This window comes from Maribellus sediminis (assembly GCF_011799805.1).
In the GTDB taxonomy this organism is placed as follows: Bacteria; Bacteroidota; Bacteroidia; order Bacteroidales; family Prolixibacteraceae; genus Draconibacterium; species Draconibacterium sediminis_A.
Window position 1 is genome coordinate 230,364 of the sequence record NZ_WXUB01000001.1, and the last position, 20,237, is coordinate 250,600.

Genomic DNA, 20,237 nt, shown 5'->3' on the forward strand with positions numbered 1-20,237 from the left:
CACGGGAAAGGGGGCAACTCTTGTTCAAAAAGCTGCCCATAAAAAAACAAAAAGATAAAAAATAAGGGTTTGTGGGTCTAAAGTAAAAACACCTAGAGGAGAAATCCAAATTTTTCTATAAGAAAATTATGTAGCGTTCGCAAATATACATAGACATTAACCAGCTGCGGGCCATTAATTTAGGTCGTATTTTGCTTTTTGGGGAATGATGAGATTTAACGATTTGAACAGTTTTGAATCATGTAAATTTCTTATTTAACTTAATTTTTACAGACTTGCTGATTTCTTAAAATACCTATCTTCACCAAAAATATAATTTGGATGCCGGACCTTTCAAATATCAAAAATATCATCTTCGATTTGGGGAATGTTTTGTTGAATCTTGATTTTGATGCTTCGATAAAAGCTTTTCAAAAACTGGGATTGAATAAAGCTGCGATCAATCCTTCAGTGGCTTTTTCCGATTCGGTATTCTATAACCTGGAAACGGGGCGGATTACACCGGCAGAATTCAGATCCAGAGTTCGGGAACTGCTTAATAATCCAAATGCTACCGATCAACAAATCGATGATGCCTGGTATGCCATGATCCTCGATATTCCCGAAAAGCGGGTTAAAACCTTGCAGGATCTTCGAAGTAAATACAGAATTTACCTGTTCAGCAATACCAATGAGATTCATATTGGCAGGTTGCTTGAGGAATTTAAGGCTATTTACGGATTTGAATTTTCGAGCCTGGTTGATGAGGTCTTTTATTCGCACGAAATAAAGGCCCGAAAGCCGGAAATAGAGGCCTTTGAGAAAGTAATTAAATTATCGGGAGTTGAACCGGTAGAAACACTTTTTATCGACGACCTTGAAAATAATATTCTTGCTGCTGATAAAGCTGGACTAAAAACATTATGGTTGAAAGCCGGAATGGAAATGGCGGATTTATTTTAGAATGCGGATCCGCAGGATTCGAATATCTTCCTCTGGTCGCCAGTTTTTATCCGTTTTCATTTTTACGATTTTGTCTACCACATCCATCCCCGAAGTTACCTGCCCGAAAATAGTGTAAGCGCCATCGAGGTGAGGGGCACCGCCAACCGTTTTATAGGCCTGACGCTGTGCTGCGGAAAATTTGATGCCGTTTTGTTCTTCCAGATCGTTAAGTTCTTCGTCGAAATATTTTCTTCCCGAAACAATGTAGAATTGTGAGCCGTCAGAGCGACGTCGCAGGTTTTTGGTATCCGGTATTCGTGGTGAGCCTATCATTCCACGTTTGTGGTATAATCCCGGAACAATGTGTGCCGGAATGGTGTAACCCGGTCCTTTCCATCCTACATTCTCACCCGGTTCGGCATAACGTGTATCGGCAGCTCCGCTCTGAATCCCGAAATCGGCAATTACCCGGTGGATTAAAAGGCTGTCAAAATAATGTTCTTTAGCCAATCGAATAAAATTATCGCGGTATTCGGGGGTTTCATTAAAAAGCTTTATGGTTATGTTGCCGGCATCAGTTTCAATAACCATTCCTTTTATTTTAGCATTTTCGGCTGCTGTTTCTTTATTCGCTCCCAATTTAAGTGATTCCAGGTTCTCCGGATCGTGTTTTTTTCGAAGTAATTCAGCAATATAAATCGAAGGAATTGCAAAGCTCTGATGTTCGTAGCTTACGGTGGCGGAATAACCAATTCCCATGGCTTTCTTATTTGAAACAAAAACCGGTGCACCGAATTGCGATCGACGAATTCGATTGGTTATACGGTACAATTTTGTGCCTTTTACCGTTGCCATGTTTAGCATTTTTCCGGTAAAAAGCTGGATGGTTCCTCCTGGAGAAGGCGATACCACCATGGTTTTGGCAGAATTGGGAAGTTTGCCTTCAACAAGTTTTATCGGTGTTCGTTTAATGCCGTCGACCTGAAGAATGATGAGGTCGTTAATTCGGTCGAAAGCAACAAATTTATCAGCATTGTAGGTTTTATCCTCATTGATGGGTTTCACATTAACTTTGGTAGCCTGGTTCACCAGCGAGTATTTGGTTACAAGCAGGTTCTCACCCACAAAAAATCCTTGTCCGCTTTCGAGAATGCGAGTACCATCGTATGAATCAATATTTGCAACAGCATCCGAAATTTCCTTCCAATCTTCGTTGGAGTTATCGGGAGTAGTGTTTTGGCTTTTTTCTGCCGGTTTTTCTGCCGGAGTTTGTTCCTTTTTCCCTCCGCCACACGAAGCAAAAATCAGTGCAAAAATCAATATGACAGTAAAGCGGATCATCAGTTCAAGACTTTAACGGTAATTTTTACATCGGTATACGGCCGGTTATTCTCGTCGGTTTTTAGCGATGCTATTTTATCAATCACATCGAATCCCGAAATACATTCGCCAAAAATGGTATATTTTCCATCCAGTTCCGGGTAGCCACCAACTGTTGTATAAGCTTTGCGTTGAGTCTCGGTAAATTCCAGCAGACCTGGATTCAGGTTGTATTCTGTTTCAATTTTATTCTTGATTTCTCCTGCCAGTTTTCTGAAATCTTCCACCTTGTTTTCTTCCTTTAGCTTTTTAAGTTCGTCTCTGGCTTCGGGAGTCATGTATTTCTGAACGATCTTATTTCTGATGGGACGGTTAACAGCCAATTCCATGGTATCGAGCGCACCTTCGGTATAAACACTGCCTTCGATAATAAAAAACTGCGAAATGTCGGATTGCTTAAAAGGATTCACTTCGTCGGGTTGCCGGGGGGCACATAAAGCTCCCTTTTTATGACAATAGTGCGACAGAATTTCGTCGTCTACCGTTTTGTCGGGATCGCCATATCCAATCCGTTTACCGGGAGGTGCATTCCGGCTGCTTTTCGATCCGCCCTGGATCAGAAAATCGTGGATAACACGGTAGAAAAGTGTGCCGTCGTAATAGCCCTCATTGGCCAGTTGTATAAAGGCATCACGGTGTTTTGGTGTATCGTCGTAAAGCCTGAATTTCATGCTGCCCATGTTGGTAGAGATTTCTATTTCTCTGGACTGGGCATGGCCTGAAAAAGTAATTAAAACGGTTAAAAGAAATACATATACGAATCGAACCATAAGCTATTTTACTATCTCAATTGTCATTTTAACATCGCTGAGTGGGCGGTCGGATTGATCGGTTTCTACAGCGGCAATTTTATCCAGCACATCAAATCCTTCCACCAATTCACCAAAAATGGTGTACTCGCCATCCAGCGAAGGGTAACCTCCGATGGTTGTATATATTTCACGCTGCTCGGCAGTTAATTTTTTCAATGGTTGCTGTTCCCATAAACTATCGGCTTCAGCTCTTATTTCAGCAACGCGGACATTAAAACCTTCGCGGTCGTTGTTTTGTCTGAACGTATTTAACTCGTTGTTGGCTTTGGAGAAACACTCCTGGTAAAATTCATTTTTTGCCCGGCTATTCATCATCATCTCCATCGAGTCGAGTGCCCCGTTAGTCATTACTTCTCCCTGAACGATATAGAATTGCGAGCCGCTTGATCTTTTTTCAGGATTCGATGGGCCTCCTCTTCTAGCCGCTGCCAGTGCACCTTTTTTATGAAAATGATTCGGTCGTAATTCTGCCGGGATTGTATAACCGGGATTTCCGCCCCCCAGGCGTTGACCGGGTTGGGCATTTTTCGAATCGGGATCGCCACCCTGAATCATAAAATTCTGCATCACCCGATGAAAAAGCAGGCCGTCGTAATAACCTTCGTTCACCAATTTCACAAAGTTTTTTTTGTGTTCGGGTGTGTCGTTGTATAGCTTTAATTTCATGTTCCCAAAGTCGGTTTTAATCAGCACCATGGTTTCTGTTTCCGCCGGTTTGGCGCCACACGCTGCCATTTCAACTCCCACGAATGCGATCAACAGAAAAATAAGAAACTTCTTCATCGGAATAATAAATTGTTTAATATTGAATTTTAAAATTCCCGTAAAGATATAAAGATGACCAAGATTGTCCCAATCCTATTTTTATTGAGCCTATTTTATGCCTGTTCTTCACCTTCTAATAAAGCAGAAAATACGACAACTAAGTCAGTGGAAAAAATCGTGGAAGCTTATGCCGAACCTTATATCCCTGAACTCCCGAAGCAACTTCACGAAATTTCTGGGCTGTTGATTTACGACCAGCTTTTTTGGGGATTTAACGACAGCGGGGGTGAAGCGAAACTGTTTGCGTTCAATAAAAAGGGAGCTATAAAAAGAGAAATTGAAGTTGAAGGCGTCGAGAATATCGATTGGGAATCGATTACCCAGGATGCTGATAATATTTACATCGGAGACTTTGGAAATAACAACGGATATCGTAAAAATCTGAGAATACTTAAATTAAATAAGGCGAACTTCAGCCAAGAAGCGGAACAAACTATAGAAGCCGAAAAGATTGGTTTTGAATATGATAAACAGGACACATTTGGGTATGCACCAATTAGCACACCTTTTGATTGTGAAGCGACGACTTCGTTTGGCGATGCTTTGTATATCTTCAGTAAAGACTGGCAAAGGGGAACAACCGTAAGTTATAAAATTCCGAAAGAGGCGGGAAGGTACCGGCTGACCGCACTTGATACTTTTAATGTTAGAGGATTGATTACCGGGGCCGACATCAACTCCGATAAAAATAAGCTGGCTTTACTGGGATATGCCGATTACCATACTTTCATTTGGTTGTTTACCGATTTTGAAAATGATGATTTTTTTGGCGGTGAACGATTGCGGATAGAAATCCCAAATCTGGATGACGCACAATCGGAAGGAATAAGTTTTTGGGGCAACGATTCCTTGCTGGTTTCATGCGAAAATTCGCGAGGTATAAAACAACAGGTTTTTGTTGTAGATTTGTTGAAACTGAACCATGGAACATATCAGGATAAATGATAAACTTCGACTTGAACGCGTAAAAACGGACATGGCGCCGGTGATATTCGAGACCATCAATCGTGATCGGGAATACCTGAAAAAATGGTTGCCGTTTGTGAATTATACACTTGAAATGTCAGACACCGAGCGTTTTTTGGAAAGTGTTAACAACAACGGGAAGGACGAGATATTCAGCATTTGGTATAACGAAGAATTTGCCGGACTGATCGGGTTTAAAGATATTGATCGGGTAAATCGAAAAACGGAAATCGGTTATTGGCTGGCTCAAAAAATGCAAGGAAAAGGAATCATTACAGATTGTGTGAAAAAGTTATGTCGTTATGCCTTTCAAAAATTGAAAATGAACCGCGTTCAGATTAAAGTGGCCGAGCAAAATGCAAAAAGCGAAGCTATTCCTTTAAAGTTAAATTTTAGTTTTGAAGGTATTGAACGGGCAGGCGAACTTCACGAGGACAAATTTGTGAACCTGAAAGTATACAGTTTGCTGGCAAACGAACGTTTTGAAGACTAACAGCAGCTTTTGTCCGCTCAAAATCTGTTGTGGAGTAGATTGATCAGGTTCATTTATTGGGTAAAATCCTATGTAATCTCCTGATTATTCCTATATTTGACCCGAAAATTCATTTGTTCGAATTTTAAACAGTAAGCATGAAAACAGAAATAGTAGAAGAGAAGTCAATCAGAAGAAATCTCTACAGGGTATTGCGCAAAACTGGTGTAACCAAAGAGAATATCTGCCTGAGCGCTTCTTTTATTGAGGATCTGCACTTCGACAAAATCGACTGGACCATTTTTACTTATTACCTTGAACGGATATTCAACATATCAATTCAGGATGAAGAGATAAGTAAATTTGGTAAGGTGAACGATACGTTGCATTATTTGCGTGGCGAACTGCACTACCTGAGTAATTAAGAAAAAAGCATCAAATTTTATAAAGGGCCTTGGTATCAGGGCCCTTTTTTTGTGAACTTTTCCAATGATTAATTGTAATTTCGATAGAAGTTAATCTTAATTCAAAATAATATGGAAAACCTTTCAGAACAACTTTATGGGATTGTAACGGTATACGGCCCAAAATTAATTGGAGCAATTATTACGCTGGTAATTGGTATGTGGATCATATCGATTCTCCGGAAAGCGTTAAGCAGAAATTTCGAGAAAAGAAACGTCGATCCTTCGCTTCGTGGCTTTCTTAACAGTATGATCGGCATTGGCCTGAAACTGATGTTATGGATTGCTGTGATTGGGATGATGGGAGTGCAAATGACCTCGTTTATTGCAATTCTTGGTGCTGTTGGTCTGGCAGTAGGAATGGCGCTATCAGGCACATTACAGAACTTTGCAGGGGGTGTGATGATCCTGCTTTTCAAACCTTTCAAGATTGGCGATTTTGTCGATGCCCAGGGACATGCCGGAATTGTTAGTGAGATTCAGATCTTTAATACCATCCTGAAAACTCCCGATAATAAAACGATAATTATCCCGAATGGTGGTTTATCTACCGGATCGATGACCAACTTTTCAACTGAGATGAAACGTCGTGTTGATTTTACCTTCGGAATTGCTTATGGCGACGACGTGGATAAAGCAAAGGAAGTTTTATTGAAATTGATAAAAGCTGATGCACGTATCATTAATGATCCTGCAGAACCGTTTATTGCCGTGAGCGAACTGGCCGATAGTTCGGTAAACCTTGTGGTTCGTGTATGGGCAGAAGCTGCCAATTATTGGGGAATTTATTTCGATTTACACGAAAATGTGTACAAAACATTTGCGAAGGAAGGCCTTAACATTCCATTCCCACAAATGGATGTACATCTTCAGAAATAGTTTTAAAAACTACAATAAAAAAGGCTGCCGGTTGATTTTCCGGCAGCCTTTTCTTTTACATTTATTTCAATAGATACTGAACAAAACAGTAACATTATCAGGCAAATAGCCGCTTGGTATTGCTTCGTTTAAAATTTCCGTTACATTTGTGCGCCCGAAAATCGAAGAGCCGTGATCAAAAACATTTTTCGATTGTTGAGGAGATAGAAAAACGACAGAAAGACCATGAAAGTTATACTCTTAATTCTTTTAGCATTTGGAGCGGTGGTTGCACTTGCCACCTGGATCAGCAATAAATTTTCAGGAAAAAGCAAAGAAGCGGAACAAGAGGAAGAGGATAAAATTGAAATCCCTACCGATTGCTGTGGTGCGCACGAGGTTTGCGAATTTGAAGAGATGTTGAAGAATCCGGAAGAGATTGTTTATTACGAAGATGAAGAACTGGACCGCTTTCGTGGAATTGCTGCCGATGCCTACACCGACGAACAAATCGACGAATTCCGCGAAGTTCTCTATACACTCAAAGACGATGAAATTAGAATGTGGCTCTTGAGTATCGAGCGTCGACAGTTGCAGTTGCCACAAATCCTTCGCCAGGAAGCCATGTTACTTTTTGCTGAAGTTTCCCAGTAACAGGTCAAACCAGTTTGATGGTTTTGCCCATCACTTCAATCACATCTCCTTTTACCAGTTTTGCCCGTTTTCGGTATTCGGTTTCGCCATTGCGGATAACTTCACCATCTTCCACAATTATTTTTGCGTGCCCGCCGGTTTGAGCTATTCTTAAAAGCTTCAGGAGTTTTACCAGTTCGATATAATCATCGGTAAGATTAAATTCGCGCATTACAATCCAAGTTTAGTTTTTATTGCATCCGGAATCGCATCTTTATGAACCAGGATGGCAATGGTTTTCAGGCGCACATAATCATCAGTAAGGTGGAGGTAGCCTTCGTAGTCGTTGCTGTCGACACCCCACGAGTTTTTAGTGTAAAAGCAATCTCTGCCACCGGCTTCTTTCGATAATCCAACAAAATGCATCAGGTGATCATCGGTTGTTGTTCGCCTGTAGAACGTTTCCTGACGCATTTCCTGGTCAACCTTACCAATTTGTTTTTGAGGCAAATCAGCTTTTCCATTTTTATGCCTGAACGTTTTTTCGCTGGTGTCGCCATCCCAGCAAACGGTGTAGCCTTGGTTCAATGAATAATACATTACTTCCATCAACTCATCGATTGGTAAGTTGTAATACAGGTCGTGCGACCAGTTGTCGGGCACTTCCAAAACAAAAGGCTGGTAATACGCATGGTGGCTAAAAGAAGTCAACTCCACGTAATCATCAGGATTTATACCCAGCTTATCACGCAATTCAAGTGGTGTGTATTTCGAGTCTTCGTATTTGATCTGTTTAGGCAATTTCCCGAGTTGTTTTTTTAGAATAGGTTCCAGCGAAGACAGGTCGGAAGCATCAAAATTCTCGCGCTTTTTGTTCAGTTCTTTTACTTCTTGTTGTAATTGGGCGACCAACTCGCGGTGTTTGTATTCATCGTCAACCATGTTACCGGGAAAGGCTTCGTAGGTTGAAACGCCATGTTCGCGAACCACGTTCATTACATCGTGTGCCTGACCACCCTGACCAAAGTTGTTATTGCCTTGAAAAAGCAGGTAGTCGGAAGCCTTGTTTAGATAAGCATAATAAACAGAGTACATCATCGACAAACGAGTTTCAGGAAATCCTTTACGTAGAATTTCAGACTCCAGGAAACTGGTAGTTGCAAAACTCCAGCAGGTACCGGTACTACCCTGATCGATAACAGCGGTATGTGGCAATTCCTTGACGATGGTAAATTGTTCTTTTTCAGCTGCATCCTGGGCGTAGTTCACGCCTGAGAAAATTATTAAAATGGCCGACAGCAATAATAACTTCTTCATTTTTATAGATTTTTATATTCTTCCTGGACCTTTCGCGGCAGACTTTTTACGATCATTTCGTATGATTCGTCGATCATTTTGCCAAGAAGGGCAGGAGGTACCGTTCCATCTAAAATAATGGTATTCCAGTGTTGTTTGTTCAAATGGTAACCTTGTGTTATGGCGGGATAATGTGCCCGGAGTTCAATGTTTTTCTCCGGATCGTTTTTTAAACTTATCTTCGATTCGTCGAGACTAAGCAGGCAAAACATTTTATTCATAACCTTGAAAACCAGTGTGGTTTCATCGAATGGAAAACCTTCGGTTACGGCTTTTTTTGCAATGCAATATTCTCTTAGTTCTTCAACGTTCATTTCGATAATTCTGAAAAGATAAAAGTAACAGATTCGGCGTGAAAACAAAAGGAGAAACGAAATATACAACAGAATTGTTCTTTACCCCGCTACCTCATTTTGTACGGCATCTCCGCTTGTGGGAAGAGCTGAAGAAGGGCGATTGCGTTGATATAATCCGGGGATTTACATGGTTGGGTAAAATGCATCCTTGAAATGTTCGAGCTCGTGTCCTTGTTTAAAAAAAATGACAGTAATTATGTCGAAACGGGTGTCAATATCCAGATCGTTTTCGATGATGTAGGCATCGGCAGCTTCAACAATGCGTTTTATTTTGGTGTTGGTAACCGCCTCCGAAGGATGTTCGTAACGAAGTCCGGACCGGGCTTTTACCTCAACAATTACCAGTTCTTCGCCGTCCATGGCAAGAATATCGAGTTCGAGGTGTCCGTAGTACCAGTTGGTAGCAACAATTTCGTAACCCAGTTTTACAAGGTGCTGTTGTGCCAGTCCTTCTGCTATTTCTCCAAGTTCGCGGGTGCTAACCATGCTATTAGTTTAGAGTTTAAAGTTCAGTGTTCAAAACCCAACTAAACGAATTCATTTGGGCAGGTTCAAGGTAGAAGTAAATGGTGTAAAGGCAAAGTTCGAACGCAGTCAATCTTACTCAATCTTCTTTCAATCTGCATTAATCTACATCAATCTCAAAATTGTTCCTTTCTCATGAACCTCCATTTCCCATTCGCGACCAAACATCAGCGCCAGGTTCAGCTTGTCGTGACCGGCGGGTAATCCGAAGCAAACAGGGTAAGTTAAATCACTTACTGCATCAGCAATAATTTCATGGACCGACTGTCCGAATGGAGATTCATTGTCTTTCATGTCGGTGAAATCGCCGATGATCAGTCCGGCCAGGTTATCCAGTTTCCCGCTTAGTTTTAATTGATGGATCATCCGGTCGGTGTGGTACAGAAACTCATCAATATCTTCCAGAAACAGGATCTTACCTTCGGTATCGAGATCGTAAAATGTACCTTGCAAACTGCTCACAATCGACAGGTTTCCGCCAATTAGTTCGGCTTTTACTTTACCTTGTCTGTTGAATTCGTTGCTTGTTATTTCGTAGGATGCCGTGTTTTCGGTAAGCACTTGCATCAGCGAAGTCAGGTTCTCATTTGGTGCTCCTTCGTCGTTGAAAAAATAGCGGGGCATGGCACCGTGAATGCTGGGAATTTGATAATTATTAAGGCAGCAATGCAAAATGGTGATGTCGCTAAAACCCACCAACCATTTCGGGTATTCAATGAAATTTGAAAAGTTCAGCTCGTCAATAATCCGAACTGTGCCGTAGCCACCACGCGAACAAATAATTGCGGCACAATCGGGATCGTCGAGTGCTTCCTGCAGGTCTTCCAAACGTTGCTCGTCGGTACCGGCAAACTGATAATGTTCGGCAAAAACGTGTTTCCCTAATTCAACAGTGTATCCGGCATTTTCAAGCCATTCTACTGCGGGGATCACATGTTCACGGGCAATTTTGCCAGCCGGTGAAACTATACGGATTTTCAGCCCGGGTTGTAATGGTGACGGTGTGATCATGGCATTCGTTTAATTTAAAGTTAATGCTATTTCGGCAGAAAAGTACTGGTTCAGATCGTTGCGCTGGTCGAGCGATTTCCAAATACTGGCTATGTTACGTGTAGGAACTGCATCGTAAAGAACTTTGTCTTTGTAGAGCACCTTGACATTTTGGTCCGGATCAAGCATTTTATCGTTGAGCAAAATAAGGAGTTCATGAATTTGATCAGCTTTTTCAATGGTAATCGTTTGTCCATCAATACTGGCAATGATTTCGGCATCTTTCACAGCTTCTTCCTTCGGAACTTCCAGCCAGTAGAAACGCGAGTGCGTAACACCACTTTGTTTCCAAACCACTTTATCGGGGTAAGCAACCCGCTCGAACTGCGCCATCCATTCAATGGCAACGGTATCTTTTTTTTCCATCCAGTGCCCCATGCCTTCGTGAATCTGCACATCGTGCACATAACCGTGCGGATCGTTTTCCTGCAAACTATCCAGCATTTCGCCCCACTGTGCAGCAATATTATTTCTGTTGTAGGCGGCATCTTCGGCACCCATTTGAATATCGAAAGGAAGGTTTCGCAATCCCAGCGGTGATGCGTCGTTCGGGTGCCCGGCCATCATGGCGGCTGCGGCAAACCAGTCGGCCATACGTGGTGCAAGCTGGTAGGTACCGTCGCCACCTGCCGAATATCCGGTGAGATAAACCCGGTTAGTATTGATGTCTTCAAAAACATTGGACAGCTGAATGAATAGGGCAAAAAAAGCATCGATATGTTCCTGGTGCCAGAGGTTCCAGGTGTTGGTAGGTGCGCGCGGAGCCATATAGATTCCCTCTTCGGGTTCGTATAATTTTTGCTGATTCCCCCACTGCTGGTCGTTTACTTCAGCCGGCGCATTACCGCCTCCATGCATCGAAATGTACAAACTCCAGCCTTCGGGCGGTTTTTCGCCAAACTTTTTATACTTGAATTTAAGTTGATGGTCGCCTAGAATCAAGGTTTCATTTTGCCACTCGCTTTCATATTCCTTTTTGAATTCGGCTTTGAGATGTTCATTGATCAACTGTGCTGCCAACTTACTTTCGTCTTCCGAAATATGCTTGCCCAGCTCCGAAATTCTGCCCGGATCTTCAGCCAGAAAGGTTTTCAGATTCCGAATGTTCTTTGAATTTTCTGGATTCTTGTTAATACAGGCAGCTAGCGCAATTGTGGTGATTCCAAGTATAAAAAATCGCTTTAACATATTTCTTTCCTTTGTGTTTCTGTTTTTATGCCGATAAAATCTCGTACAGTTCTTCTATATCTTCTGCAAAAAAATCAGGTGACGCATTACGCAATTCTTCGGGTTTTCCAAAACCGTAAGATACGGCAATGGTGGAAAGATTGTTTGCTTTTCCTCCTTCAATATCGAAAACAGTATCGCCAATCATAACGATCTCCGGAGAAGGTGAAAGTTGTTGCATTGTCATTAAGTCGGTAATAATCTGAGTTTTTGTGGCTTTTTCCCCTCCGTAATCGGCGCCTTTCAATTGAATAATGTATTTATCCATTTCGAAATATTCCATAATCTGAACGGCATATTTCTCGAGTTTCGATGTGGCGATGTACATTTTTTTACCCAGCCGGTCGAGTTCGGCAATCATTTCAAGAACACCGTCGTAGGGAACATTTTGGTGCCAGCCATTCTCGCCATAAAATTCCCTGAAATACTCCACTGCTATTTTAGTGTCTCTTACGTTCAGACCAAAAAGTTGGCTAAAACCCCATTGCAGCGGCGGCCCTATGAATCCATCGAGCAGGTTTTCAGGATAATCATCGATGTGCATTTTGTTTAGCGAATATTTCAGCGAGTTGATGATTCCCTGAGTGTTGTCGGTCAGGGTTCCGTCGAGGTCGAAAATTATATGCGTGAATTGTGTCATAATCTGAAAAACGCGAAGTTAAAGCATCCGCAACATAATTACAATTTCGGAACAGTTTTTGATTTTATGTTAATATCGAAAACCAGTAAACATGTAGCCATGAAAAAACATTACTTAAATCTTTCGATAATATTTTTGCTGGTCACTGGATTTTACTCAGAAAAGGCATCTGCCGGAATATTTTCTGGAAAAATCGATTCCATTCAAATTGTGTTTGATAAAAATCAACTGGTGTTACCTGGCGAGTCGTTTAAAATCGGGATCATCTCGTTTCATAAAAAGGGAAAAACAAAATCAACTTTTGGATTGCCGGGAGGATCCGTGTTTTGGTGGAAATACAATACCGAAATAATTGGTGGTGATATTTCCGGCGCGAAAATAACTGTAAATCCGCAACTTGCTCCGGCAATGGGCAAATATATAAGTATCAAAGTCTGGCCGAAACGCGAACCCGAAAAAGCGCAAAAAATACTTATTCCGCTCAATTACGAGACTAATATTGATTTTGTTGCCGATTACGGTTTCGATAAAGCCCCGGGTTGTTTTTTTACGGGAGAGGTAGTAAGTACTTTCAACAACGGAATTCAGGTATCCGAACGAGTTCATCGTTACAATTCGAAGAATTTTGAAGCACGTTTTGTCTTTGACGGAGTTAAACTTGAAAAAGGGAAATTTCAGATTGAACCCGATTTTGAGCAGATTTCCGGACACCGTGTTGGAATAGCCATTAATGCCGAACAAGATAAAAGTTTGTGGGGAAGTTCATTTTTTGAGCTCGATTACAAACACAACTATTCTCTTGATTTTTTCGGGAATTCGGGAGGTAGTGGTTTTAGCGGAAGCGATGGCCGCGATGGTTTTATGGGAGGAAATGGTTCTTCGGGCGGAAACGGACAAAACGGTGCTCCGGGATACGATGGCCCGGATGTAGGCGTTTGGGCGGATATGTATTACGATTCGTTGCTGGAATGCCAACTGCTGTATGTGTATGCCGAAAATTTCAATACTGGCGAAGCATTCAAATACCTGATTAATGTTGATGGCGGAAAGTTTTCTGTAAGTTCGAAAGGTGGCAGCGGCGGCAGTGGAGGGAATGGCGGCGACGGTGGTAATGGTGGGCGTGGTGCCGACGGAGAAGTTTGGTACAAAACTGTCACAAAAACCAGGACTGTACGCAAACCTTTCTCCGAAACAGTTACCCGAAAAGTAAAAAAGAGAAGACCAACACGGACAGGACAGGAGGAAGAATATGAAGAAACCGTTACGGAAACCATAACCGTTTATCGCGATGTGAAGGAAACTTATCAGGTTCAGGAAAGACATCAGAAGCCGGGTGAAAAAGGAGGACACGGTGGTGACGGTGGTGCAGGCGGTTTAGGAGGACCCGGAGGTTGGGGCGGTAACATTTTCCTGTATTTCACCAACGATGCAATGATTTATAAAAACCTGATCGTTGCCAATAGTAAAGGCGGTAGTGGCGGCTCCAACGGAAGTGGAGGTGATGGCGGCCGCGGTGGCAATGGTGGATATGGTGAGCCGAATGGTAAAAACGGGTACTCCGGATACGATGGCCCGTACGCAATGGGATGGGCACCCGACGGTAGAAGCGGTGATATTATTATAGGAAATACGGAGGAATTCTTCTTTTACGGAAATACACCGGTTGACCAGGAAACCACTCAAAATAGGTCCTTTTAACTCTCTGTAAATTGTCTTTGTTAGCATTCTGAAAAACAACTATCTTTGCAGCCCTGATTTCAAGAGTAAGAAAATTTCAAATATTTCAGAATGAGTAAGTTCAAACGTACATTGATTACCACGGCATTGCCTTATGCAAATGGCCCGATTCATATTGGTCACCTGGCCGGAGTTTATGTTCCTGCCGATATTTATGCCCGTTATTTGCGGCTAAAAAATGAAGACGTAATCATGATTGGTGGCTCTGACGAGCACGGTGTGCCAATTACGCTGAAAGCCAAAAACGAAGGTGTAACGCCACAGGATATTGTTGATCGTTACCACGGTATCATCAAAGACTCATTCGAGAAATTTGGTATTTCGTTCGATGTTTACTCGCGTACAAGTGCGCCGATTCATCACGAAACTGCGAGTGAATTTTTCAAAAAACTCTACGACGAAGGCAAATTTATTGAACAGACTTCAGAACAATATTTCGACGAAGAAAATAAACAATTTCTCGCCGATCGCTACATTATCGGTACCTGTCCGAAATGTGGTTTCGAAAAAGCATACGGCGACCAGTGTGAAAGTTGCGGAACTTCACTCAGCCCAACTGAGTTGATCAATCCAACCTCAACCATCAGCGGAAACCAGCCGGTTTTAAAGGAAACAAAACACTGGTACCTGCCGCTCGATCAGTACGAACCATGGCTGCGCGAGTGGATTCTGGAAGGACACCAGGAATGGAAGCCGAATGTGTACGGTCAGGTGAAATCGTGGATCGACGGCGGTTTGCAACCGCGTGCAGTTACACGCGACCTGGATTGGGGTGTGCCGGTTCCGGTGGAAGGAACCGACGGAAAAGTGCTTTACGTTTGGTTCGATGCCCCAATTGGTTACATTTCGGCTACCAAAGAACTAACTGAAGATTGGGAAACCTACTGGAAAGATCCTGAAACACGTATGTTGCATTTTATCGGCAAGGACAACATCGTTTTCCACTGTATTATTTTCCCGAGTATGCTGAAAGCTGAAGGTACCTTCAACCTGCCGGAGAATGTACCTGCCAACGAGTTTCTGAACCTGGAGAGCGATAAAATTTCTACTTCGCGGAACTGGGCAGTTTGGTTACACGAATACCTCGAAGAATTCCCCGGCAAAGAAGACGTATTGAAATATGTACTTACTGCGAATGCTCCGGAAACCAAGGATAACGATTTTACCTGGAAGGATTTTCAGGCCAGAAATAATAACGAGTTGGTTGCCATACTCGGTAATTTTGTAAACCGCGCACTGGTGCTTACCAACAAATACTACGATGGTGCAGTGCCTGCTCTTGGCGAGTTAAGCGATTATGACAAGGAGGCGCTGGCTGAGATCGGAAAAATCAAAGCTGAGGTTGAAAAAAGTATCGATAATTTCAGGATTCGCGAATCGCTGAAAAATGCAATGGACCTGGCTCGTTTGGGTAATAAGTACCTGGCTGACGAAGAGCCCTGGAAGGTGGTAAAAACAGATCCGGAGCGCGTGAATACCATCATGAACATCTGTTTGCAGATTACCGCGAACCTGACGATTTGTTTGGAACCATTCCTGCCTTTCAGTATGGATAAACTGCGTGGATTCCTGAACCTCGGGAAAATGGATTGGGAGCATTTTGGAAGCACCGAATTGTTGCCGGTTGGTCATCAGGTTAACAAGCCCGAACTGCTATTCGAAAAAATTGAAGATGCTACCATCGATGCTCAGATACAGAAACTGCTGGATACTAAAAAAGCCAACGATGCTGCAAATGCTGTGGCAAAACCGGCCAAAGAAAATTGTTCGTTCGACGATTTCATGAAAATGGATATCCGCACCGGAACTATTCTTGAAGCCGAGTTGGTGCCAAAAACCAAGAAGCTGCTGAAACTGAAAATCGATACAGGAATCGACCAACGAACTGTAGTTTCGGGAATTGCAGAATATTATCAACCCGAAAATATTATTGGGAAACAAGTGTCGATTCTTGTGAACCTGGAGCCACGCAAAATTCGTGGAATTGAATCTCAGGGAATGATCCTGATGGCTGAAGATGCCGACGGATCGTTGAAATTTGTTTCGCCTGTTGACAAGGTGAAAAACGGATCAGAAGTTCGATAGGTTTAAGCGGAATTCGTTATGGTAAGCATCAAAAGAACAAATTCGAAGGATAAAGATTTTGTGAGTTTGGTGGCAGAACTAAATGCTTTTCTGGCCATTATGGATGGTCGCGAACATGAATTTTACAACCAGTTCAACCAGATCGAAGACATCCGGCATGTTGTGGTTGCTTATGTTGACGAAAAACCGGTTTCCTGCGGTGCCATTAAAGCTTTTGATGCTGATTCGATGGAGGTGAAACGAATGTTTACCCTGGAAGCTTACCGCGGAAAAGGAATAGCGGGCAGGGTATTAACAGAGCTCGAAACCTGGACACAGGAATTGGCCTTGTCGAAATGTGTTCTCGAAACCGGCAAACGTCTTCCGGATGCCATTCGTTTGTACACGAAAAACGGATATCAGCAGATCCCGAATTACGGGCAATATGTGGGGATGGAGAATAGCGTTTGTTTCGAAAAATTATTGAACAAAAAATAAGCGCCAACATAGCGTTGGTGCTTTTCCACAGGTTCTCTTGCCGTGTTAAAACGGGTAGGTGCCTGTATTACTATATTAAACCGTTTCTGTACGCAGAAGCGGTTTTTAGTTTTAGATTACCACCACCAGAACAACCAGCAGCGCAAGCAACATCAGTAAAATAAACTGGTTACGCACAAATAGTCCGAGCAGGATGAGTATCTCCACCTCGTCGGTAATTGGCGTGGCCAAATCGATGGTGCCTTTGTCTTTGGTAATGAATTCGTGCGACGTGTAGGTAATAATGTCGATTCCATCAAATTTCCACGACCACTTCGACTGCCAGAAGTTTTTAATCTCAAGTTCAAACCGTTTTCCGTTGATAAGGATATCGCTGCGGGGATTTAAAAAATTGATCATAATGGTGCCCAGCAGAGACTGGCCGTTGGAGTCGTAGATCTCGAGTTTCGAAAGAAAAAACTCACGGTTCAGCGTAAACAAACGGCCGTTAATAATTGCCTGTGCTTTCGAGCTTACCATACTTTCCCAGTTGATGCTCCCGATTTTTTCATTGCCCTGCGAAATTTCGAGTTTCGACCCAAATATTTCTTTCGTCCAACTAAGTTTTTCCATCTTCCTTTTTCGCTTTCGAGATGCAATTTATGAATTTTAGAAAGAATAAATAAGGGGGTAATGCATCATCAATGTCTTTTGACATTTATTAACATATTGTGTTGTGTGGTTTTTACACGAAATGGTGTGCTCGTGTTGAAAAAGCTGGTTTTTGTTGCTGTTAAGGCATTTATTAATAGGTGGTTCCAAGGAATTTTTGAAACTCGCGGAAGTCTTTAACCGATTTTACATTGCGCGGCAGAGCAGGAGAGTGAATTTGAATCTGGCGGCCTGTTACAAAGATTTTTTGTTTCGGAAAACAATCTTTGAGTTGTACAAGGTAGTTTTCGAGCTCTTCTTTTGGAATGGAATTGGTGAATGCGGTAAACGCAAAATCGATGGTTTTCAACTCACTTATTTTTTGAAGATCGTCGAAGGGAACTGACTGACCAAGGTAAAAAATATCGAAACCACGTTTTTTTGCCAGATAAGAATAAAACAAAAGACCCATTTCGTGCAATTCTTCTTCGTGGGTAAAAAAGAGCATGGTAGAGCCTCTTTTTCGATCTACTTTAAGCTGATCGATAGCTGTAATCAGCTTCTGCCGGAACAGGTTGGTAACAAAGTGTTCCTGTGCAGGGAAAATCGAACCCACCTGCCAGTAGGTTCCAACCCGCTCAAAGAGGGCAAAAAAGACGTCGAAAAAAGCTTCCTCGATATCGTTCTTTTGAAGGATCTCATCTATAAGATCTTCAAAACCCTGGGTGTTCATGTCCACCATGAGCAACATAAAGCGCTCGAGGTAATCCGAATCAGAACTTTTGTCTTCCGATATTTTTAGTACTTTATCTCTTAATTCAGCATCATCCCAGCCGGCAATTTTTGAAATCTTAAAGCCATTTTTTGTCAGCATTGAGATATTAAGCAGGCGTTTCAGGTCGCTGTCGTCGTACCAGCGGATGTTAGTATCCGTTCGATGCGGATTCAGCAGGCTGTAACGCTTTTCCCAAATGCGTATTGTATGCATTTTTATGCCCGATAGAACCTCAAGGTCTTTTATTGAATATCCTGACTCTTTCATTTGTTTAAACTTATCTGTTTTTAACAGTATATCATAGGTTAGAATACTTAAATGCGGAAATCGATAAATTGTTCAATCATATTACGTGTAAAATTAAACAGAAATTTATTAAGTGTAACTAATAAATTGATTTAATGAGTGATGTGTAATTGAAAAAAGGATTCTAGGAGGAATCCTTTTTTCTAAAAAAGTCATGACGTGTTTTTATTACTCCGGAATTAATACTTTGTCGATTACATGAATAACTCCGTTCTTTCCCTTAATATCTGCTTTAATTACTTCGCTGTCGTTGATGTGAACTCCATTCGACAAATCAATTTTAATTTTCTTCCCGTTTAATGTAGCTACTGAAGTGTTTGTTAAATCACTCGACATTACTTCTCCGCTTACCACATGATAGGTTAAAATTGGAGTCAGTTGTTCGGCACTCAAATCTTCAATCCCCTTAACTCCGAGCTGTTTAAATAGCTTGCTGAATGCTTCGTTGGTCGGCGCGAAAACCGTGAATGGCCCGTCTGCACTCAATGCACCTGCAAGATCAGCTTTTGTTACAGCCTCAACCAGTGTCGAGAAATCGGGATTCGAAACAGCAATCTCAACTACAGTTGATGAATTGTTTCCGTCTTTGGCAATACTATGGAGCGAAACTCCGGTTACTAAAATTACTGCCAGCACGGTGGCTAAAATACTTTTCATTGTTTTCATTGTTCAATTTTTTTATGGATTTATTATTATTTAAAGTGTTTTCCAGAAACCACAGCATTACAAATTTGCAATGCCGTGGTTGTGCATTATTATTGTGGTAGGAGAACCTTGTCGATTACGTGTATAACTCCGTTTGCTCCCTGTATGTCTGCCGCTATAACATTGCTGTCGTTAATTTTTACACCTGATGATAAATCAACGGAAACCGTTTTTGATCCGCTAAGTGTACCAACTTCTCCATTTGAAAGATCGGTTGATAATACATTTCCCTGAACCACGTGATACAGTAGAATAGGCGTAAGCTGTTCTGCCGTAAGGTCAGCAATTCCGGAAACTCCAAGTTCCTGAAAAAGAGCTTCGAAGGCATCGTTGGTTGGCGCAAATACAGTAAATGGTCCAGCGGCACTCAGGGCATCAGCCAGACCGGCTTTTACCACAGCACTAACCAAAATGCTGAAGTTCGGATTGTCTATGGCTAAATTCACTACCGATGGCGGCAGGATAACATGATCAACCACATGGATCACTCCGTTATCTGCCTCAATGTCTGCAGCGGTTACCATTGTATTGCTGTTGATGCTTACACCGTTGTTCACACTGACATAAACATCCATTGGGTTGTTACTGAAAGTGGACAAGGTAGGATAGTAACCGGTTTCCAGATCGCCCGACATTGCTTTGCTGCCTATAACATGGTAGAGCAAAATGCTCTTTAGTGTTTCTGTTGGAACATCATTCAGCGAACCGGCGCCTAAGTCAGAAAGAAGCGCATTGAAAGCATCGTTGGTAGGCGCAAAAACAGTCAATTGTGCCCCTTTATCCGAAACCGCACCAACCAGGTTAGCTTTCGTTAGCGCTTCAACCAAAACAGAAAAGTCGGGATTTGCTATTGCAATATCCGCGATCGTGTTCGTCTCTTCCGGCATCATATCGTCATCATCGTTGTCGCAAGCAGTAAAACCTACCGCCAGTACAAGCATCAAAACCGGAATTAGAAATCTCGTTCTCAGGTTCTTATTAAATTCAATTGTTTTCATCATTTGTAGCTTTTAATCGTTACTTATTTTAATTGT

Annotated in this window: 23 protein-coding genes; 9 read left to right on the top strand and 14 right to left on the bottom strand. The window is 42.1% G+C overall.

Going from position 1 to position 20,237, the window contains the following annotated elements; genetic code table 11:
• Nucleotides 1-321 precede the first annotated feature (321 nt).
• Complete coding sequence (locus HFD85_RS00905; protein ID WP_167604724.1) at nt 322-942, top strand: HAD family hydrolase; 621 nt, start codon at nt 322-324, stop codon at nt 940-942.
• Here the strand turns inward: HFD85_RS00905 and HFD85_RS00910 are convergent.
• The 3 genes from HFD85_RS00910 to HFD85_RS00920 are packed head-to-tail and all read right to left on the bottom strand — an operon-like array spanning nt 934 to nt 3,899.
• Nucleotides 934-2,265 carry a peptidylprolyl isomerase gene (locus tag HFD85_RS00910; RefSeq protein ID WP_167604725.1) on the bottom strand — a complete coding sequence of 444 codons (1,332 nt, stop codon included), beginning with the start codon at nt 2,263-2,265 and terminating at the stop codon, nt 934-936. The two genes, HFD85_RS00905 and HFD85_RS00910, sit on opposite strands and share 9 nt — an antisense overlap.
• Complete coding sequence (locus HFD85_RS00915; RefSeq protein WP_167604726.1) at nt 2,265-3,074, bottom strand: peptidylprolyl isomerase; 810 nt, start codon at nt 3,072-3,074, stop codon at nt 2,265-2,267. Before HFD85_RS00915 ends, HFD85_RS00910 begins: the two co-directional genes overlap by 1 nt.
• A gap of 3 nt (nt 3,075-3,077) precedes the next feature.
• Nucleotides 3,078-3,899 carry a peptidylprolyl isomerase gene (locus tag HFD85_RS00920; protein ID WP_167604727.1) on the bottom strand — a complete coding sequence of 274 codons (822 nt, stop codon included), beginning with the start codon at nt 3,897-3,899 and terminating at the stop codon, nt 3,078-3,080.
• A gap of 54 nt (nt 3,900-3,953) precedes the next feature.
• On the opposite strand from HFD85_RS00920, the gene HFD85_RS00925 reads away from it, so the two are divergent.
• The 5 genes from HFD85_RS00925 to HFD85_RS00945 all read left to right on the top strand — a co-directional run bounded on the left by HFD85_RS00925 (nt 3,954) and on the right by HFD85_RS00945 (nt 7,355).
• On the top strand, nt 3,954-4,886 hold the full coding sequence (locus HFD85_RS00925; protein WP_167604728.1) for a hypothetical protein: 933 nt from the start codon (nt 3,954-3,956) through the stop codon (nt 4,884-4,886).
• Entirely contained in the window at nt 4,864-5,400 is a 537-nt protein-coding gene (locus tag HFD85_RS00930; RefSeq protein WP_167604729.1) for a GNAT family N-acetyltransferase, read from the top strand. The genes HFD85_RS00925 and HFD85_RS00930 overlap by 23 nt, the downstream gene beginning before the upstream one ends.
• 137 nt (nt 5,401-5,537) lie before the next feature.
• Nucleotides 5,538-5,804, top strand: a complete 267-nt coding sequence (locus tag HFD85_RS00935; protein WP_167604730.1) for an acyl carrier protein — start codon at nt 5,538-5,540, stop codon at nt 5,802-5,804.
• Nucleotides 5,805-5,915: 111 nt separating this feature from the next.
• Nucleotides 5,916-6,722 carry a mechanosensitive ion channel family protein gene (locus tag HFD85_RS00940; protein WP_167604731.1) on the top strand — a complete coding sequence of 269 codons (807 nt, stop codon included), beginning with the start codon at nt 5,916-5,918 and terminating at the stop codon, nt 6,720-6,722.
• A gap of 225 nt (nt 6,723-6,947) precedes the next feature.
• Nucleotides 6,948-7,355 (top strand): hypothetical protein, encoded by a 408-nt coding sequence (locus HFD85_RS00945; protein WP_167604732.1) that lies wholly within the window; start codon nt 6,948-6,950, stop codon nt 7,353-7,355.
• Nucleotides 7,356-7,359: 4 nt separating this feature from the next.
• Here HFD85_RS00945 and HFD85_RS00950 read toward each other — a convergent pair whose 3' ends face one another.
• The 7 genes from HFD85_RS00950 to HFD85_RS00980 all read right to left on the bottom strand — a co-directional run bounded on the left by HFD85_RS00950 (nt 7,360) and on the right by HFD85_RS00980 (nt 12,488).
• Nucleotides 7,360-7,566: an RNA-binding S4 domain-containing protein gene (locus HFD85_RS00950; protein ID WP_167604733.1), complete on the bottom strand. Its 207-nt coding sequence runs from the start codon at nt 7,564-7,566 to the stop codon at nt 7,360-7,362.
• Complete coding sequence (locus HFD85_RS00955; protein ID WP_167604734.1) at nt 7,566-8,651, bottom strand: C1 family peptidase; 1,086 nt, start codon at nt 8,649-8,651, stop codon at nt 7,566-7,568. The genes HFD85_RS00950 and HFD85_RS00955 overlap by 1 nt, the downstream gene beginning before the upstream one ends.
• A gap of 2 nt (nt 8,652-8,653) precedes the next feature.
• A complete protein-coding gene (locus tag HFD85_RS00960; protein ID WP_167604735.1) occupies nt 8,654-9,004 on the bottom strand; it encodes an MmcQ/YjbR family DNA-binding protein in 351 nt (116 codons plus the stop codon).
• Between the two features lie 165 nt (nt 9,005-9,169).
• Complete coding sequence (locus HFD85_RS00965) at nt 9,170-9,532, bottom strand: YraN family protein (RefSeq protein WP_167604736.1); 363 nt, start codon at nt 9,530-9,532, stop codon at nt 9,170-9,172.
• A 144-nt stretch (nt 9,533-9,676) separates the two neighbouring features.
• Nucleotides 9,677-10,582, bottom strand: a complete 906-nt coding sequence (locus HFD85_RS00970; RefSeq protein ID WP_167604737.1) for a S66 peptidase family protein — start codon at nt 10,580-10,582, stop codon at nt 9,677-9,679.
• Nucleotides 10,583-10,591: 9 nt separating this feature from the next.
• Nucleotides 10,592-11,809 (bottom strand): alpha/beta hydrolase family protein, encoded by a 1,218-nt coding sequence (locus HFD85_RS00975; protein WP_167604738.1) that lies wholly within the window; start codon nt 11,807-11,809, stop codon nt 10,592-10,594.
• Between the two features lie 25 nt (nt 11,810-11,834).
• Complete coding sequence (locus tag HFD85_RS00980; RefSeq protein WP_167604739.1) at nt 11,835-12,488, bottom strand: HAD hydrolase-like protein; 654 nt, start codon at nt 12,486-12,488, stop codon at nt 11,835-11,837.
• A gap of 99 nt (nt 12,489-12,587) precedes the next feature.
• Here HFD85_RS00980 and HFD85_RS00985 point away from each other — a divergent pair, with 99 nt between their 5' ends.
• The 3 genes from HFD85_RS00985 (at nt 12,588) to HFD85_RS00995 (ending at nt 16,787) form a co-directional block, all read left to right on the top strand.
• Nucleotides 12,588-14,186, top strand: a complete 1,599-nt coding sequence (locus HFD85_RS00985) for a hypothetical protein (protein WP_167604740.1) — start codon at nt 12,588-12,590, stop codon at nt 14,184-14,186.
• Between the two features lie 90 nt (nt 14,187-14,276).
• The gene (gene metG, locus HFD85_RS00990; protein WP_167604741.1) at nt 14,277-16,310 is read left to right on the top strand and encodes a methionine--tRNA ligase; all 2,034 of its coding nucleotides are present in this window, start codon (nt 14,277-14,279) and stop codon (nt 16,308-16,310) included.
• 18 nt (nt 16,311-16,328) lie between these two features.
• Nucleotides 16,329-16,787: a GNAT family N-acetyltransferase gene (locus tag HFD85_RS00995; protein ID WP_167604742.1), complete on the top strand. Its 459-nt coding sequence runs from the start codon at nt 16,329-16,331 to the stop codon at nt 16,785-16,787.
• 111 nt (nt 16,788-16,898) lie between these two features.
• Here HFD85_RS00995 and HFD85_RS01000 read toward each other — a convergent pair whose 3' ends face one another.
• From HFD85_RS01000 to HFD85_RS01015, 4 genes are all read right to left on the bottom strand, one after another.
• Nucleotides 16,899-17,399, bottom strand: a complete 501-nt coding sequence (locus HFD85_RS01000; protein ID WP_167604743.1) for a hypothetical protein — start codon at nt 17,397-17,399, stop codon at nt 16,899-16,901.
• Nucleotides 17,400-17,571: 172 nt separating this feature from the next.
• Complete coding sequence (locus HFD85_RS01005) at nt 17,572-18,459, bottom strand: MerR family transcriptional regulator (RefSeq protein ID WP_167604744.1); 888 nt, start codon at nt 18,457-18,459, stop codon at nt 17,572-17,574.
• A 207-nt stretch (nt 18,460-18,666) separates the two neighbouring features.
• The gene (locus HFD85_RS01010; RefSeq protein WP_206081822.1) at nt 18,667-19,164 is read right to left on the bottom strand and encodes a fasciclin domain-containing protein; all 498 of its coding nucleotides are present in this window, start codon (nt 19,162-19,164) and stop codon (nt 18,667-18,669) included.
• An 89-nt stretch (nt 19,165-19,253) separates the two neighbouring features.
• Entirely contained in the window at nt 19,254-20,204 is a 951-nt protein-coding gene (locus HFD85_RS01015; protein ID WP_240924996.1) for a fasciclin domain-containing protein, read from the bottom strand.
• Between the last annotated feature and the right edge of the window lie 33 nt (nt 20,205-20,237).

Coding starts and splice junctions, on each gene's coding strand:
- HFD85_RS00920 (WP_167604727.1), bottom strand. CDS start 3,899: ATGAAGAAGTTTCTTATTTTTCTGTTGATCGCATTCGTGGGAGTTGAA.
- HFD85_RS00950 (WP_167604733.1), bottom strand. CDS start 7,566: ATGCGCGAATTTAATCTTACCGATGATTATATCGAACTGGTAAAACTC.
- HFD85_RS00975 (WP_167604738.1), bottom strand. CDS start 11,809: ATGTTAAAGCGATTTTTTATACTTGGAATCACCACAATTGCGCTAGCT.
- HFD85_RS01000 (WP_167604743.1), bottom strand. CDS start 17,399: ATGGAAAAACTTAGTTGGACGAAAGAAATATTTGGGTCGAAACTCGAA.
- HFD85_RS00935 (WP_167604730.1), top strand. CDS start 5,538: ATGAAAACAGAAATAGTAGAAGAGAAGTCAATCAGAAGAAATCTCTAC.
- HFD85_RS00915 (WP_167604726.1), bottom strand. CDS start 3,074: ATGGTTCGATTCGTATATGTATTTCTTTTAACCGTTTTAATTACTTTT.
- HFD85_RS01010 (WP_206081822.1), bottom strand. CDS start 19,164: ATGAAAACAATGAAAAGTATTTTAGCCACCGTGCTGGCAGTAATTTTA.
- HFD85_RS00960 (WP_167604735.1), bottom strand. CDS start 9,004: ATGAACGTTGAAGAACTAAGAGAATATTGCATTGCAAAAAAAGCCGTA.
- HFD85_RS00940 (WP_167604731.1), top strand. CDS start 5,916: ATGGAAAACCTTTCAGAACAACTTTATGGGATTGTAACGGTATACGGC.
- HFD85_RS00995 (WP_167604742.1), top strand. CDS start 16,329: ATGGTAAGCATCAAAAGAACAAATTCGAAGGATAAAGATTTTGTGAGT.
- HFD85_RS00985 (WP_167604740.1), top strand. CDS start 12,588: ATGAAAAAACATTACTTAAATCTTTCGATAATATTTTTGCTGGTCACT.
- HFD85_RS00955 (WP_167604734.1), bottom strand. CDS start 8,651: ATGAAGAAGTTATTATTGCTGTCGGCCATTTTAATAATTTTCTCAGGC.
- HFD85_RS00945 (WP_167604732.1), top strand. CDS start 6,948: ATGAAAGTTATACTCTTAATTCTTTTAGCATTTGGAGCGGTGGTTGCA.
- HFD85_RS01005 (WP_167604744.1), bottom strand. CDS start 18,459: ATGAAAGAGTCAGGATATTCAATAAAAGACCTTGAGGTTCTATCGGGC.
- HFD85_RS00910 (WP_167604725.1), bottom strand. CDS start 2,265: ATGATCCGCTTTACTGTCATATTGATTTTTGCACTGATTTTTGCTTCG.
- metG (WP_167604741.1), top strand. CDS start 14,277: ATGAGTAAGTTCAAACGTACATTGATTACCACGGCATTGCCTTATGCA.
- HFD85_RS00970 (WP_167604737.1), bottom strand. CDS start 10,582: ATGATCACACCGTCACCATTACAACCCGGGCTGAAAATCCGTATAGTT.
- HFD85_RS00930 (WP_167604729.1), top strand. CDS start 4,864: ATGGAACATATCAGGATAAATGATAAACTTCGACTTGAACGCGTAAAA.
- HFD85_RS00980 (WP_167604739.1), bottom strand. CDS start 12,488: ATGACACAATTCACGCATATAATTTTCGACCTCGACGGAACCCTGACC.
- HFD85_RS00905 (WP_167604724.1), top strand. CDS start 322: ATGCCGGACCTTTCAAATATCAAAAATATCATCTTCGATTTGGGGAAT.
- HFD85_RS00925 (WP_167604728.1), top strand. CDS start 3,954: ATGACCAAGATTGTCCCAATCCTATTTTTATTGAGCCTATTTTATGCC.
- HFD85_RS00965 (WP_167604736.1), bottom strand. CDS start 9,532: ATGGTTAGCACCCGCGAACTTGGAGAAATAGCAGAAGGACTGGCACAA.
- HFD85_RS01015 (WP_240924996.1), bottom strand. CDS start 20,204: ATGATGAAAACAATTGAATTTAATAAGAACCTGAGAACGAGATTTCTA.